Origin of the sequence: Streptomyces sp. NPDC021020 (assembly GCF_044333285.1) — a bacterium.
In the GTDB taxonomy this organism is placed as follows: domain Bacteria; phylum Actinomycetota; class Actinomycetes; order Streptomycetales; family Streptomycetaceae; genus Actinacidiphila.
This window is the reverse complement of record NZ_JBIRQQ010000002.1, coordinates 341,415-355,400: the sequence shown is the minus strand read 5'-3', so window position 1 is coordinate 355,400 and position 13,986 is coordinate 341,415. Positions and strand designations below refer to the sequence as shown.

General features: G+C 75.6%; 13 protein-coding genes. 5 read left to right on the top strand and 8 right to left on the bottom strand.

Features of this window, described 5'->3' with window-relative positions; genetic code table 11:
* Positions 1 to 109 precede the first annotated feature (109 nt).
* Positions 110 to 1,270, bottom strand: coding sequence for a glycerate kinase (locus ACH4SL_RS05945; protein ID WP_398442185.1), 1,161 nt, complete (start codon positions 1,268 to 1,270; stop codon positions 110 to 112).
* A gap of 78 nt (positions 1,271 to 1,348) precedes the next feature.
* Here ACH4SL_RS05945 and ACH4SL_RS05940 point away from each other — a divergent pair, with 78 nt between their 5' ends.
* On the top strand, positions 1,349 to 1,849 hold the full coding sequence (locus tag ACH4SL_RS05940; protein ID WP_398442184.1) for an NUDIX domain-containing protein: 501 nt from the start codon (positions 1,349 to 1,351) through the stop codon (positions 1,847 to 1,849).
* Here ACH4SL_RS05940 and ACH4SL_RS05935 read toward each other — a convergent pair.
* Positions 1,846 to 3,246 (bottom strand): PLP-dependent aminotransferase family protein, encoded by a 1,401-nt coding sequence (locus tag ACH4SL_RS05935; RefSeq protein ID WP_398442183.1) that lies wholly within the window; start codon positions 3,244 to 3,246, stop codon positions 1,846 to 1,848. The genes ACH4SL_RS05940 and ACH4SL_RS05935 overlap by 4 nt on opposite strands.
* A gap of 46 nt (positions 3,247 to 3,292) precedes the next feature.
* On the opposite strand from ACH4SL_RS05935, the gene ACH4SL_RS05930 reads away from it, so the two are divergent.
* Positions 3,293 to 4,483 carry an MFS transporter gene (locus ACH4SL_RS05930; protein ID WP_398442182.1) on the top strand — a complete coding sequence of 397 codons (1,191 nt, stop codon included), beginning with the start codon at positions 3,293 to 3,295 and terminating at the stop codon, positions 4,481 to 4,483.
* Here ACH4SL_RS05930 and ACH4SL_RS05925 read toward each other — a convergent pair.
* Complete coding sequence (locus ACH4SL_RS05925; RefSeq protein WP_398442181.1) at positions 4,456 to 4,926, bottom strand: SCP2 sterol-binding domain-containing protein; 471 nt, start codon at positions 4,924 to 4,926, stop codon at positions 4,456 to 4,458. The two genes, ACH4SL_RS05930 and ACH4SL_RS05925, sit on opposite strands and share 28 nt — an antisense overlap.
* A gap of 212 nt (positions 4,927 to 5,138) precedes the next feature.
* Between ACH4SL_RS05925 and ACH4SL_RS05920 the strand changes: the two genes are divergently transcribed.
* Positions 5,139 to 5,477, top strand: coding sequence for a hypothetical protein (locus ACH4SL_RS05920; RefSeq protein ID WP_398442180.1), 339 nt, complete (start codon positions 5,139 to 5,141; stop codon positions 5,475 to 5,477).
* A gap of 70 nt (positions 5,478 to 5,547) precedes the next feature.
* Here the strand turns inward: ACH4SL_RS05920 and ACH4SL_RS05915 are convergent, their stop codons facing one another.
* The 5 genes from ACH4SL_RS05915 to ACH4SL_RS05895 form a co-directional block, all read right to left on the bottom strand.
* Positions 5,548 to 6,978, bottom strand: a complete 1,431-nt coding sequence (locus ACH4SL_RS05915) for a phytoene desaturase family protein (protein ID WP_398442179.1) — start codon at positions 6,976 to 6,978, stop codon at positions 5,548 to 5,550.
* A gap of 171 nt (positions 6,979 to 7,149) precedes the next feature.
* Entirely contained in the window at positions 7,150 to 8,163 is a 1,014-nt protein-coding gene (locus ACH4SL_RS05910; protein WP_398442178.1) for a TIGR03842 family LLM class F420-dependent oxidoreductase, read from the bottom strand.
* Positions 8,164 to 8,205: 42 nt separating this feature from the next.
* Positions 8,206 to 9,606, bottom strand: a complete 1,401-nt coding sequence (gene hydA, locus ACH4SL_RS05905; protein ID WP_398442177.1) for a dihydropyrimidinase — start codon at positions 9,604 to 9,606, stop codon at positions 8,206 to 8,208.
* Positions 9,603 to 10,937, bottom strand: coding sequence for an aspartate aminotransferase family protein (locus ACH4SL_RS05900; RefSeq protein WP_398442176.1), 1,335 nt, complete (start codon positions 10,935 to 10,937; stop codon positions 9,603 to 9,605). The genes hydA and ACH4SL_RS05900 overlap by 4 nt, the downstream gene beginning before the upstream one ends.
* A gap of 4 nt (positions 10,938 to 10,941) precedes the next feature.
* Positions 10,942 to 11,784 (bottom strand): nitrilase-related carbon-nitrogen hydrolase, encoded by an 843-nt coding sequence (locus ACH4SL_RS05895; protein ID WP_398442175.1) that lies wholly within the window; start codon positions 11,782 to 11,784, stop codon positions 10,942 to 10,944.
* Between the two features lie 418 nt (positions 11,785 to 12,202).
* On the opposite strand from ACH4SL_RS05895, the gene ACH4SL_RS05890 reads away from it, so the two are divergent.
* A complete protein-coding gene (locus ACH4SL_RS05890; RefSeq protein ID WP_398442174.1) occupies positions 12,203 to 12,850 on the top strand; it encodes a hypothetical protein in 648 nt (215 codons plus the stop codon).
* A gap of 42 nt (positions 12,851 to 12,892) precedes the next feature.
* Positions 12,893 to 13,672, top strand: coding sequence for a hypothetical protein (locus ACH4SL_RS05885; protein ID WP_398442173.1), 780 nt, complete (start codon positions 12,893 to 12,895; stop codon positions 13,670 to 13,672).
* Positions 13,673 to 13,986 lie beyond the last annotated feature (314 nt).

Below are 13,986 nucleotides of genomic sequence, written 5' to 3'. Positions count from 1 at the left end.
CGGCCCGAAGGGGCAGTCGCTGTCTTTTCCGGACCACCGGCCGGTGGGTGGTTGCTCGCGCAGTTCCCCGCGCCCCTACGGGGCGCTGCCCCGCGCGGCAGGCGCAGACTCAGAGGAGCAGGTCCCGCGCCAGGTGCGCGGTTACGCGTTCGAGGAGGGGGCCGGCCGCGGCGATGGAGCGGGCCGGGTCGGGCTCCAGGGCGGAGAGGGGGTAGGCCGCGGTGATGCCCGCGGCGGCGAGCGCGGCGGGCGGGACGGCGAGGCGCCCGCAGACCGCGGCGACGGGCACGCCGCGGGCCGCGGCGGCGCGGGCGACGCCGACGGGCGCCTTCCCGTGCAGGGTCTGCTCGTCGAGCGAGCCCTCACCGGTGATGACGAGGGTCGCGCCCTCCAGCGCGTCCGCGAAGCCCAGGACGTCGAGCAGGACGTCGATACCGGGCCGGAAGGCCGCCCGCAGGGCGAGGAGCGCGCCGAAGCCGATGCCGCCCGCGGCCCCCGCGCCGGGCGCGGCGGCGAGGTCGGGCGCGCCCAGGACCTGCGCGTAGTGCGCGAGCGCCGCGTCGAGGGCGCGTACGTCGTCGGCGTCCGCACCCTTCTGCGGCCCGTAGACGGCGGCCGCGCCGGTGGGGCCGAGCAGCGGGTTGTCGACGTCGCTGGCCAGCACGACCGTGGTGGCGGCCAGCCGCGGGTCGAGCCCGCCGAGGTCGGCGGTGGCGAGGGAGGCGAGCGCGGCGCCGCCGGGTGCGACGGGCGCGCCGTCCGCGTCCAGCAGCCGGGCGCCGAGCGCGACGAGCATGCCCGCGCCGCCGTCCGTGGTCGCGCTGCCCCCGACGCCGAGCACGATGCTGCGCGCCCCCGCGTCCAGCGCGGCTCGCAGCAGCTCGCCGGTGCCGTACGTGGTGGCGGTGCGCGGGGCGAAGACGCCGGGCGGCAGGTGGCGCAGCCCGGAGGCCTCGGCCATCTCCACCACGGCGGTGCCCTCGCGGAGCGCGTACGACGCCTCGACGCTCTCGCCGAGCGGCCCGGTGACGGTCACGGTGCGCCGGGTGAAGCCCGCGGCCACGGCGGCGTCCACCGTGCCGTCACCGCCGTCGGCGACCGGCAGCGCGGCGACGTCGAGGCCGGGTACGGCCGCCCGCAGCCCCGCGGCCACGTGCTCGGCGACCTGCACGGCGGTGAGCGAGCCCTTGAACTTGTCGGCGGCGATCAGCACCCGCCCCGGCGACTTCTGTGCGGTGTCGGCCACCTTCGTCAACTCCCGTCCGATCATGGTTCAACGGCAGCTCGGACCCTATCCCGCTGCCCCGACCACCCGCCGCGGCGGGGCGGCGGGCCGTAGATTCGGGGCATGACGACCGACTTCGCGACGTACATCGCCGGGCTGCCCAGGATCCTCGCCGGGGCCAACATGCTCTTCCGCTCGGCGGACGGCCGGGTCCTGCTGGTCGAGCCCAACTACCGCGAGACCTGGACGCTCCCGGGCGGCACGATCGAGTCGGACGAGAACGAGACCCCGCGGCAGGCGGCACGGCGCGAGTCGGTGGAGGAGATCGGGCTGGACGTGGAGCCGGGCGCGCTGCTGGCGATGGGGTGGACGACCGCGGGGCCGGTGCGCCCGCCGTCGGTGACTTTCCTCTTCGACGGCGGGGTGCTGTCCGACGAGCAGATCGCGTCGATCCGGTTGCAGGAGAGCGAGCTGGACTCCTGGAATCTGGTGGGCCTCGCCGAGGTGGACCGCTACCTCACCCCGAACACCGCGGGCGCGGTCCGCGCGGCGGTCGAGGCGCTGGCCACCGGCGGCGCACCGGTGGAGCTGGTCGACGGCCGCCCGGGGGCCGACGCCCGCTAGAGGAGCAGGCCGCCGACCGCGGCGATGCCCTCGGCGATGGCCCGCTCGCCCACGTTGCCGTAGCCGAGCACGATCTGCGCGGGTCCTGCCGAGGGGTCCGCGCGGCAGGTGCCGACGCCGTAGAGGCCGACTCCGCGGGCCAGGGCCGCCGTGACGACGTCGTGCTCGGTGCGCCCGGCGGGCAGCAGGGCGACGGCGTGGAAGCCCGCGGCCAGGCCCGTCACCGGGAGGGCGGGCGCGTGCGCGGCGAGGGCGTCGAGCAGGGCGGTGCGGCGCGCGGCGTAGCGCACGCGCATCCGGCGCAGGTGGCGGTCGAAGCGGCCGGAGGCCATGAGCCGGGCCAGGGCGAGCTGGTCGAGGGTGGGCGTGCCGCGGTCGCTGAGGTCCTTGAGCTCGGTGAGCGGCCCGGTGAGGCCGGGCGGGCACAGCATCCAGCCGATCCGCAGCGCGGGCACGAGCGTCTTGCTGACCGTCCCGAGCGCGACGACCCGGTCGGGCGCCAGGCCCTGGAGCGCGCCGACCGGCTCCCGGTCGTACCGGAATTCGGCGTCGTAGTCGTCCTCGATGACGACCGCGTCGCGGCGCCGGGCCCAGGCGACCAGGGCGAGCCGCCGCTCGGGGGCCAGGACGACGCCCGTGGGCCACTGGTGGGCGGGGGTGACGACGACGGCGCGGGCGCCGGTGGCCTCCAGCGCCGCCACGTCGAGGCCGTGCTCGTCGACCGGCACGGCAAGGGCGTGCAGGCCCGCTGCCGCGGCGGCCGCGCGGACGGTGGCGGGCGAGCCCGGGTCCTCGAAGGCCACGGTGCGCACGCCCGCGCACGCGAGGACGCGCAGGGCGAGGCCCAGGCCCTGGGCGTAGCCGTTGCAGACGACCAGGTGCTCCGGCTCCGCCGCGGCGGCGCGCACCCGGCGCAGGTAGCCCGCCAGGACCTCGCGCAGCTCCGCGCTGCCGCGCGGGTCGCCGTAGTCGAGGCCGGCGGCCGGGAGGGCGCGGGCGGCCTCCCGGGTGGCCCAGAGCCAGTCCTGCACGGGGAAGGCCGCGAGGTCGGGCACGCCCGCGCGGAAGTCGGCCACCAGGCGCGGGGGCGCGGCCGCCGCCGGTGCGGCCGCGGGCGGGCCGGCCGTACCGGCGGCCACCCGGGTCGCGGAGCCGGGGCGGGTCACCAGGTAGCCCTCGGCCTGGAGTTGGGCGTAGCACTCCTGCACCAGGCCGCGCGAGAGGCGGAGGGTGCGGGCCAGCTCCCGGGAGGACGGCAGCCGTTCGCCGACCCGCAGCCGTCCGGTCCTGATCGCGTCCCGCAGCCCGTGTTCGAGCTGGGCGCGCAGCGGCACCGCGCCGGTCCGGTCGACGGCCAGCAGTAGTTCGGGGGACGAACCGGCCCACTCCAGCGGCATGGAACCGGAGCTTACCGGCAGTCCAGCGGGCGCCTAGCGTCGCCGTGTGACCGACATCCTCGACTCGACCCCGCGCGCTCCGGCGCCCCGCCCGCCCCTGGTGACGCGGCCGCTGCTGCTGCGCTTCGTGTCCATCCTGGGCGCCTCGACCAGCTTCTACCTGCTGCTGTCGGTCGTCCCCGGCTACGGCGAGGGCGGCGGCGGGACGGCGGGCCTGGTGACCGGGGCGCTGATGCTCGCGACGGTCGCGGGCGAGCTGGTCACCCCGGCGCTGGTCAACCGCTTCGGCTACCGGGTCGTGCTGGCCGCCGGGCTGTTCCTGCTGGGCGCTCCGGCGTTGGCGCTGATCCCGACCCGCGAGCCGCTGTGGATCGTCGTGGTCTGCCTGCTGCGCGGCCTGGGCTTCGCGTTCACCGTGGTCGCGGGCGGCGCCCTGACGGCCTCGCTCATCCCGGCGGAACGCCGGGGCGAGGGGCTGGCGCTGGTCGGGGTCGTCTCCGGGGCGCCCGGGCTGGTGGCGCTGCCGCTGGGCGTGTGGCTGGCCGCGCACGCGGGCTACCCGACCGTCTTCACGGCCGCGGCGGTGGTGGCGCTCGCCGCGGTCCTGTCCGTGCCGGGTCTGCCCGACCGGCTCCGGACGGCGGGGCGGCCGGTCGGTCTGGCGGAGGGGCTGCGCGCGCCCGGGCTGCGGCGGCCCGCGGTGGTCTTCGCGGCCACCACCGCGACCGCCGGCGTCATCGTCACCTTCCTGCCGCTGGCGGTGCCGTCGCGGCCGGGGCTGGTCGCCCTCGCGCTCTTCGCGCAGCCCGCGGCGTCCACCGCGGCCCGCTGGCTGGCGGGGCGGTACGGCGACCGCCACGGGCCCGCCTCCCTGGTCCTGCCCGGCCTGCTGCTGTCCGCCGCCGGGACGCTGCTCATGGCGGCGACCGGCAGCGCGGTGGCCGTCCTCGCCGGGGCGGCGCTGTTCGGCGCCGGGTTCGGCGTGACGCAGAACGCGACGCTGACGCTCATGTACGCGCGTGTCCCCGCCTCCGGCTACGGCACGGTCAGCGCGGTGTGGAACGTCGCCTACGACGCCGGCATGGGCGCGGGCGCGGCCGCCTTCGGGTGGCTCGCGGCGGGCACCGGCTTCCCCTGGGCCTTCGCCCTCACCGGCGCCGCCATGCTGGCCGCCGTCCTCCCGGCGTGCCGCGACCGCCGGGCCGGTCCTCAGGCCTTGGGGATGTCGAAGAAGTAGGTGAGCGAGCCGGCCAGCCGGATGTCGCCCTTGAGCTTGAGCTTGCGGGTGAAGAAGAGGGTGGGCCCCGAGGCGTTGCCGGAGACGAGCCTGAGGAATTCCGGTGCGGCCATGGCCAGGCTGAGCTGCGGCTCGCGGTCGGTGCGCTCGGGGGTGACGGTGCAGGTGCCGCCGCCGATGTGGGTCTCGTAGACGTCGTCGGGGCCGCCGTCGGCGGCGGTGATGCGCCAGCGGACGAGGGCGTCGCGGCCGGCCGCGGCGTCGGGCTTGAAGAGGGTGTGCATCCGCCCGAAGACCTCGTCGAGGACACGGCGGCGCTGCCGTCCGGCCATCAGCTCGGCGATCCGCGCGGTGGGCAGGCCCTTGACGATCCGCGCGAAGTCGCGGGGCTCGACCGTGCCGAAGTCCAGGGTCTCCAGGTCGAGGTCGTCGAGTGCGGCCATCGGTCCACCGTCCTTACTCCAGAGTAAACTTACCGACCGGTAATACTAGTTTCCGCGCCGGGCGCCCACAACCGGGAACCACCGCGACAGAGGGCAACATTTACCCCTAAGCTTCCGAGTCGGCGCGGGTGAACTGCGGTGTGCCGCAGGTGTTTTGCGGCCCGGGCCGCATTGTCCCCATCGCTCACTCGCGTACCGCGAAAGGCTCCACCATGTCCCAGCCCCAGACCCCGACCCAGCAGCTCGGCAGCGGCCAGACCACGTCCGCCGAAAGCTTCTGGTACGTCCTGCACTGCATCGCCTTCGGCGCCGGCTACTTCGCCAAGGTCCCGGTCAAGAAGGCCCTCAGCGACTACGGCCTGGTCCAGATGACCGGCGCCGAGAAGTTCTGGTACGTGGTGCAGAACATCTTCTTCGGGTCGGGCTACTTCGCCAAGGTCATCTACAAGAAGGCGCTGTCCGAAGTGCGGTTCGGCGTGCAGCCGGGCTACGGCGCGCAGCCCGGCTACCCCGCGCAGCAGGCCCCCGGCCAGTCGCCGTACGCGGGCTGACGGCCCCGCACACACCGCGGCCGCGGCGGGCGCTGCCCGCCGCGGCCTGCGCATGCCGGGCCGCGCCGCCTCAGCGCCGGGCCGTGCGGCGCAGGTGGCGCAGCACCGCGCGGGCGGCGTTGTGCCCGCTCATGCCGTGCACGCCGGGCCCCGGCGGGGTCGCGGACGAGCACAGGAAGACCCCGGGGCGCGAGGTCGCGTACGGGATCGCGGCGAGCCGCGGGCGCAGCACCGTCTGGAAGCCCGAGAAGGCGCCGCACCCGATGTCGCCGCCCACGTAGTTGGCGTTGCGGGCGGCGAGCCCGGCGGGGCCGGTGACGGCGCGGGCCAGCACCAGGTCGCGGAAGCCCGGGGCGAAGCGCTCGATCTGCCGCTCGACGGCGTCGGTCGCGTCGCCGTGCCAGCCGTTGGGCACGTGCCCGTAGGCCCAGAAGACGTGCTTGCCCGCGGGCGCGCGCGAGGCGTCGGCGACGCCCGGCTGGGCGGTGATCAGGAACGGGGTGTGCGGCGGGCGCCCGGTGACCGCGCGGCCCAAGGCGTCGCCGATCTCGGTGTACGTCGGCCCGACGTGCACCGTTCCGGCCCGCCGCGCCTCGGGGGCCGTCCACGGGACGGGCCCGTCGAGGGCGTAGTCGATCTTGAAGACGGAGGGGCCGTAGCGGTAGTGCCGGTAGGCGTCGCCGAGGGCGGCGATCCGGGCCAGCGCGGTCGGCGAGGTGTCGAAGACGTAGGCGCGGGCGGGCGGCAGCTCGTCGAGCTTGCGGACCGTCACACCGGTGCGGATCACACCGCCCAGCTCGGTCAGATACCCGGCGAGCGCGTCGGAGATCGCCTGCGAGCCGCCGCGCGCGACGGGCCAGCCGCGCTCGTGCCCGGCGAGCGCGAACATCATCGCCATCGCCCCGGTGAAGGGCTGGCTCAGCTTCGTGATCGCGTGCCCGGCGAGACCGGCGAGCATCCCGCGCGCCTTCGGGTCGTGGAAACGCAGCGCGAGCAGCGACAGCGGCGGGGTGCCGGTGAGCCCGAAGCGCACGAAGCGGTAGGGGTCGCGCGGTATCCCCGACCACTGCGGCCGGAAGAAGTCCGCGGCGATCGACTCCCAGTGGCCGGTGTAGGGCGCCATCAGCCTGCGGTACGTGCCCGCGTCGCGCGGGCCGAGCGAGGCGGCGGTCTCCCCGACGCTCCGCGCGAGGACGGCGGCGGTGCCGTCCGGGAAGGGGTGCGCCATGGGGATGTCCGGGTGCAGCCACTCCAGCCCGTGCCGGGCCAGCGGCAGCGCCTGGAAGGCGGGCGAGCCGATCCCGAAGGGGTGGACGGCCGAGCAGGGGTCGTGCCGGAAGCCGGGCAGCGTCAGCTCCTCGGTCCTGGCGCCGCCGCCCACGGTGTCCGCGGCCTCGTAGATCTGCACGCTCAGGCCCGCGCGGGCCAGCTCGACGGCGGCGGTCAGCCCGTTGGGGCCCGCCCCGACGACGACCGCGTCCGCGACCACGGCCCGCCTCACGGCCCGACCGCCGTCCGGCCGCGGGCACCCGTTCCGGCGTCACGGCACACGGCGGGCGGATTGCCCGCCGCCTCGGCCCCACCGGTCACCGCACCGACTCCGTTGCCCATGCGGCCCATCCAACCAGACTGCGCGGCCGCGTGGTTCGTTACCCCGATGCGTATGGCAGGGTCACGCCATCGCGGGGATGACGTGCTCGCCGTACGCGTCCACGGTGGCCTGTTTGGCGTCGTGCATCGCGTAGAGGGCGAAGTGGTCGACCCCGAGCCCGCGCAGCGCGCGCATCCGGGCCAGGTGCGCCTCCGGGGGGCCGATGACGCAGAAGCGGTCCACGATCGCGTCCGGCACGAACGCGGTGTCGGGGTTGCCGCTGCGGCCGTGGTGCGCGTAGTCGTAGCCCTGCCGCTGCCGGATGTACGCGGTCAGCTCCTCCGGCACCTCGGCGGAGTGCGCGCCGTACCGCGCGACCAGGTCGGCGACGTGGTTGCCGACCATGCCGCCGAACCAGCGGCACTGCTCGCGGGCGTGCGCGAGGTCGCCCGGCGCGGTCCCCCCGGTGACGTACGCGGGCGCGGCCACGCACACCGTGACCGACTCCGGGTCCCTCCCGGCGCGTTCGGCCGCGGTGCGCACCGCCTTGACCATCCACGCCGTCAGATGGACGTCGGCCAGTTGCAGGATGAAGCCGTCGGCCAGCTCCCCCGCCATCGCCAGCGCCTTCGGCCCGTAGGCCGCCATCCACACCGGCAGCCGCCCGTCGCGCACCCACGGCAGCCGCAGCGCGGTGCCGTCGACGACCGCCTCGCGGCCCTCGGCGAGGTCGCGGATCGCGGTGACCGCCCGGCCGAGCCGGGCCAGCGTGGCGGGCGGGCGGCCCGCCACGCGCACCGCCGAGTCGCCGCGGCCGATGCCGCACACGGTGCGGTTGCCGTACATCGAGTTGAGGGTCGCGAAGGTGGAGGCGGTCACCTCCCAGGCGCGGGTCGTGGGGTTGGTGACCATGGTGCCGACGGTCAGCCGCTCGGTGTGCTCCAGGATGCGGCTGTGGATGACGAACGGCTCCTGCCACAGCACGGCGGAGTCGAAGGTCCAGCCGTGGCTGAAACCCCGGCTCTCGGCGCGCCGCATGAGCGCGACGACGTCGGAGGCGGGCGGGTCGGTCTGCAGCACGAGGCCGAAGTGCATGGGCCGCGCTCCTTGCTGGTGCGTGACGGTCACGGACACGGGTCACAGGTACTGGCACAGGCCGCGCGGGGTGTACTGGCCGTGCCCGGCGCGGCCCACGTACCTGCCGCGGTCGACGACCGGGACGCCGCGCGACAGCACGGTCTCGACCCGGCCGGTGAGGGTGCGGCCCTCGTAGGCGCTGTAGTCGACGTTCATGTGGTGGGTGCGCGCCGAGAGGGTCTGCTCGGCGTGCGGGTCGTAGACCACGACGTCGGCGTCCGCACCGGGCGCGAGCGTGCCCTTGCGCGGGTGGAGGCCGAACATCCGGGCGGGCGCGGCGCACGCGACGTCGATCCAGCGGCGGCGGCTCAGCCTGCCCTCCACGACGGCCTGGTGCAGCAGGTCCATCCGGTGCTCCACGCCCGGCAGGCCGTTGGGGATGCGGGAGAAGTCGCCGCGGCCCAGCTCCTTCTGCCCCGCGAAGCAGAACGGGCAGTGGTCGGTGGACACCACCTGGAGGTCGTCGGTGCGCAGGCCCCGCCACAGCGCCGCCTGGTGCTCGCGCGGGCGCAGCGGGGTGCTGCACACGTACTTGGCGCCCTCGAAGTCCGGCTCGGCGAGGTTGTCCGCCGACAGGAAGAGATACTGCGGGCACGTCTCGCCGAAGACCGGGAGTCCCAGGTCGCGGGCGGCGGTCAGCTCGGCGAGCGCCTGCTCGGCGGAGACGTGCACGACGTAGAGCGGCGAGCCCGCGACCCGGGCGAGCTGGATCGCGCGGTGCGTCGCCTCGGCCTCCAGCAGCGCGTGCCGCACCTCGCCGTGCACACGCGGGTCGGTACGACCCGCCTCCAGCGCCTGCCGGACCAGGACGTCGATGGCGATGCCGTTCTCGGCGTGCACCATCGGCAGGCCGCCGTTGGCCGCGGCCCGCTGGAAGGCGCGCAGGATCCGGCCGTCGTCGCTGTAGAAGACGCCGGGGTAGGCCATGAAGAGCTTGAAGCTGGTGACGCCCTCCTCGACCAGGGCGTCCATCTCGCGCAGCGTCCGGTCGTGGACGTCGGCGACGATCATGTGGAAGCCGTAGTCGATCGCGCAGCGCCCGTCGGCCTTCTCGTGCCACGCGTCCAGGCCCGCGCGCAGCGAGCCGCCGACGCTCTGGATCGCGAAGTCGACGATCGTCGTGGTGCCGCCCCACGCGGCGGCCCTGGTGCCGGTCTCGAAGGTGTCGGACGCGGTGGTGCCGCCGAAGGGCATCTCCATGTGGGTGTGCGCGTCCACCCCGCCGGGCACGACGTAGCGGCCCGTCGCGTCGATCACGGTGTCGGCGGTGAAGGACGCGGCGGCGGCGCTGCCGTGCGCGGCGAGGGCGGCGATCCGGCCCGCCTCGATCAGCACGTCGGCGTGCACCTCCTCCGCGGCGGTGACGACGAGGCCGCCGCGGATCAGGGTCCGCGGCGTCACAGCGCGACCCGGGCCGCGTAGTCCTCCCGGGCCGCGGCGAGCGCCGCCTCCAGGATGTCCGCGCCCTCCTCGGCCTCGGCGACGGTCAGCGACAGCGGCGGCGCGATCCGCAGCACGTTGCCCGCCCTGCCGCCCTTGCCGACCAGCAGGCCGATCTCCCGCGCGGCCTCCAGGACCACTCCCGCGGCCTGCGCCGAGGGGCGGTCGGTGCCGGGCACGACCATCTCCACGCCGAGCATCAGGCCGCGCCCGCGCACCTCGCGCACCACGTCCAGCCGCGCGGCGGCGGCCTCGATCCTGGCCCGCAGCAGGCCGCCGACCCGGCGGGCGTTGCCCTGGAGGTCGTGGCCGACGAGGTGGTCGAGGTTGGCCAGCGCCGCGGCGGCGGTGACCGGGCTGCCGCCGAAGGTCGAGATGGAGTTGGCGGACAGGCAGTTCATGACCTCCGCGCGGGCCACGACGCCGCCCATCGACATGCCGTTGCCGACGCCCTTGGCGAAGGTGAGGATGTCCGGCGGCCCGGCCGCCGCGTGCGCCTGCCAGCCCCAGAAGTGGTCGCCGGTACGGCCCCAGCCGGTCTGGACCTCGTCGGTGATCCACAGGATGCCGTGCCGGTCCAGCACCTGCTTGAAGGCGGCCAGCAGCCCGTCCGGCGGCATCGTGAACCCGCCGACGCCCTGCACGGGTTCGGCGATGAGCGCGGCGACCCGGCCGCCCGCCTGCCCGAGCACGTCCTCCAGGTCCGCCACGCAGGCCATCACGAACTCGGGGTCCGCCAGGTGGGCGTACGGGCCGCGGCCGCGTACCCCGCCGTGCACGTACAGCGTCTGCAGCGGGGACAGGCTCGTCGGCGACCAGGCGGAATTGCCGGTCACGCCGACCGCGCTGAAGGAGCGGCCGTGGTAGCCGTTGCGCAGCGCCAGGACCTGGTTGGAGCCGCGGTAGGCGGTGGCCAGCAGCAGCGCGGTGTCGTTGGCCTCGGTGCCGGAGGTGGTGAAGAACACCCGGGCGTCGGGGATGCCGGACAGCCGCGCGATCCGCTCGGCGAGCTCCACGGCCTGGCTGCTCAGGTAGAGCGTCGAGGAGTGCAGCAGCCGCCCGGCCTGCGCCGCGACCGCCGCGGTGACCTCGGGCAGCGCGTGGGCGGTCATGGTGGTGAGGATGCCGCCGAAGAAGTCCAGGTAGCGGTTGCCCTCGGCGTCCCACACATGGCGGCCCTCGCCGTGCGTCAGCTCGATCGGCCGCTCGTAGTACGTCGCCAGCCAGTCGGGCAGCACCGCGCGGTGCCGGGCGTACAGGGCCTCGTGCGGGCTCGCGGTCCCGGTGATCACGCCGTCACGCCCCCGTCAGGGTGCCGTACGCGTCCGGGCGCCGGTCGCGGTAGAAGGCCCACTGGGTGCGGACCTCTTCCAGCACGCCGAAGTCCAGGTCCCGGACGAGGAGTTCCTCGTCCGTCGCGGACGCCGGGTCGCCCACGAGTTGGCCGCGCGGGTCGGCGAAGTAGCTGGTGCCGTAGAAGTCGTCGTCGCCGTACTCCTCGCGGCCCACCCGGTTGATCGCCGCGACGAAGTATTCGTTGGCCACCGCCGCGGCGGGCTGCTCCAGTTGCCACAGGTACGACGACAGGCCGCGGCTGGTGGCGCTCGGGTTGAACACCAGCCGCGCTCCCGCCAGGCCCAGCGCCCGCCAGCCCTCCGGGAAATGCCGGTCGTAGCAGATGTAGACGCCGATCCGGCCGACCGCGGTGTCGAAGACCGGCCAGCCGAGATTGCCCGGCCGGAAGTAGAACTTCTCCCAGAAGCCGGGGAGTTGCGGCAGGTGGTGCTTGCGGTACTTGCCGAGGTAGCTGCCGTCGGCGTCGATCACCGCGGCGGTGTTGTAGTACACGCCGGGCTGCTCGATCTCGAAGACCGGTACGACGATCACCATGCCCGTCTCGCGGGCGAGGTCCTGCATCCGCCGGACGGTGGGTCCGTCCGGCACGGGCTCCGCCCAGCGGTGGTGCGCCACGTCCTGCACCTGGCAGAAGTAGGGGGCGTTGAACAGCTCCTGGAAACCGATGACCCGCGCGCCTCGCGCGGCGGCGTCGCGGGCGTGCGCTTCGTGCTTGGCGACCATCGAGTCGGTGTCACCGGTCCAGGCCGCCTGGACCAGTGCGGCGCGTACGACGTTGCTCATGCGGCTGCTGCCCCTCTGACGTGGCGTCACGTCGCCCCACTGTGGCGCGGGCGGCACCCTTCCGCGCGGCCGCCGCCCCGGTGTCGCCGCGGGCCGACCCGTACGGCCCACTCGCCGTGGGGGCGTTGCACGTCCCACCTTGGCGCGGGGGGTGCGCTTCCGCTGTGCGGGCCGACGGTCGCGGTGACGACCGGGAGGTTGCGCCGGTGGGCAGGTGGCCGCCGGGCCGCCGGGCTTCCGGGGCTGAACCGCGGGAAGCCGCTGGCCGGAAAGGGGGCGGTCGTGTTCGAGGGCTGCGGCCCTCGGGGGCCGCGTCCGGCGGGTGGGGTGTTCGAACTGCCCTGACGCGCGGGTCGGTTCACGCCATACTCCCCCATTTCCCGGACCTGAAGGCATATCAGCTTTTACCGTGATGTTCGTGAAAGCCGTACACCGCCCGCGGTGGCCGCTCGCTGTGGGCGCCGCGTCCGTGCTCCTGCTGGCCGCGGGTCCTGCCTCGGCGTCCGCGCCCGCGCACGGGCCGCGCGGGGTGAGCGTGGTCGTGTGCGGCCGCGACGGGCGGACCGAGGTCCTGGTGCGGGTGGGCGGAGCGGTCCTGCTGCCGATCGGGCGGGTCACCGTCCGGGTGGGCGGTCCGTGCGAACCGCGGCCGGGGAGTCCTTCACCGACTACGGCGCCGCCGGGCTCGCCGCCCGCCACCCCGCCGCCCACGGAGCCGCCCACGACGTCCCCTCCGCCGCCGCCTCCTGCCACGTCGCCGCCCGCCACGACGCCCGCGCCCGCACCGCCCGTGCCCACCGGCCGGACGCCCCGGGCCGCCGGGTACGCGCCAGGGCCGGACCGGGGGCGGCCGCACGTACGCCCCAGTGCCGGTCCCGATCCCGGTCCCGGCAACGTGTCGCCGTCCGCCACGGACGCTTTCGCCCTCCCGCAGCCCGGCGGCGAGCCGTACCCGCACGGGACGGGGGGCGGCGCGGCGCGCTGGTGGCTGCTCACGGTGGCGGTCGTCCTGCTGCCCGCCGTGCTCGCGGCCGTCCCCTACCGCACGTCCCGGCGCAGGCGCTGACGCCCGCGCCGCCCGTCCTCCCGTCGCACCCCTGGGAACGCCATGCCGCACTACCTCCTCTTCGTCCTCTCCGCGCTCGGCGGCGCGGCCTTCGCCCTCACCACCGGATGGTTCCTCGGACGCCGCCGGGTGCCCGCGCCCGACGGCGACTCCGGCAACGGCCTGTCCCTGATCGGGGCGGTGCTGCTCAGCTCGTTCATCCTGCTGACGGGATTCCAGGTCGCGGGCAGCTGGTCCGCGCTGGGCAACGCGCGCTCCGGTACGTACGACGAGGCGCGGGCGCTCACCGACACGTACTGGGCGGCGGGCGGGCTGGACCCCGCCGACCGCGGCGCGGTGCGCGGGCTGCTGCGGGCGTACACGGAGGACGTCCGGGACGTCGAACTCCCGCAGCTCGCCCGCGGGCGGACCAGTCCCGCGACATGGCAGGCGCTCGACCAGGTGCGGGCGGCGGTGCGTGGCGCCTCGGCGGCGCGGCCGGACGAGCAGGCGGCGAAGGCCGCGGCGCAGTCGGCGCTGGCGACGGTGTACGAGACCAGGTCCGACCGCGCCGCCGCGGTCACCGCGGGGATCCCGCGGGTGGTGTGGGTGGCGATGGTCGTCTCCGGGGCCTTCCTGCTGACCTTTCCGGGGGTGCTCGGGCTCACGGCCGCGTCGCGCCACCTCGTGGCGGTGGGGTTCGCCGGGGCGGCGGTGGCCTTCGCGGTCGTGCTCGCCGCGCAGCTCAACCAGCCCTTCCGCCAGCCCTTCGGCGTAGGAGCCGGCGCATACCGCTCCGCGGAGGCCCGCTTCACCCAACTGGACGCCACGCCGCGTCCCTGAGGCCCGGCCTCCCGGGTGGAGGGCCCCCCGCCGTGCCCGCGGCGCGGGGGCCGGGCCCTGCCGCTTGCGCTTGACCGCGCCGCTTTCACCCCGGGGGGTGCTGCTGCGGTGGTCCGCGTGACCTACGCCGAGGGGGTGGCTGAGCGCGCAGTTCCCCGCGCCCCTTACACCCCGGGGTGCCACTTACGGCGATCCGCGCGACCAACGCCGAGTGGGCGGCTGAGCGCGCAGTTCCCCGCGCCCCTTACACCCCGGGGTGCCACTTACGGCGATCCGCGCGACCAACGCCGAGTGGGCGGCTGAGCGCGCAGTTC

What these genes read in the sequence shown, in the direction of transcription:
- ACH4SL_RS05945 (WP_398442185.1), bottom strand. Translation starts at nt 1,270, where the DNA reads ATGATCGGACGGGAGTTGACGAAGGTGGCCGACACCGCACAGAAGTCG.
- ACH4SL_RS05940 (WP_398442184.1), top strand. Translation starts at nt 1,349, where the DNA reads ATGACGACCGACTTCGCGACGTACATCGCCGGGCTGCCCAGGATCCTC.
- ACH4SL_RS05935 (WP_398442183.1), bottom strand. Translation starts at nt 3,246, where the DNA reads ATGCCGCTGGAGTGGGCCGGTTCGTCCCCCGAACTACTGCTGGCCGTC.
- ACH4SL_RS05925 (WP_398442181.1), bottom strand. Translation starts at nt 4,926, where the DNA reads ATGGCCGCACTCGACGACCTCGACCTGGAGACCCTGGACTTCGGCACG.
- ACH4SL_RS05920 (WP_398442180.1), top strand. Translation starts at nt 5,139, where the DNA reads ATGTCCCAGCCCCAGACCCCGACCCAGCAGCTCGGCAGCGGCCAGACC.
- ACH4SL_RS05910 (WP_398442178.1), bottom strand. Translation starts at nt 8,163, where the DNA reads ATGCACTTCGGCCTCGTGCTGCAGACCGACCCGCCCGCCTCCGACGTC.
- ACH4SL_RS05895 (WP_398442175.1), bottom strand. Translation starts at nt 11,784, where the DNA reads ATGAGCAACGTCGTACGCGCCGCACTGGTCCAGGCGGCCTGGACCGGT.
- ACH4SL_RS05885 (WP_398442173.1), top strand. Translation starts at nt 12,893, where the DNA reads ATGCCGCACTACCTCCTCTTCGTCCTCTCCGCGCTCGGCGGCGCGGCC.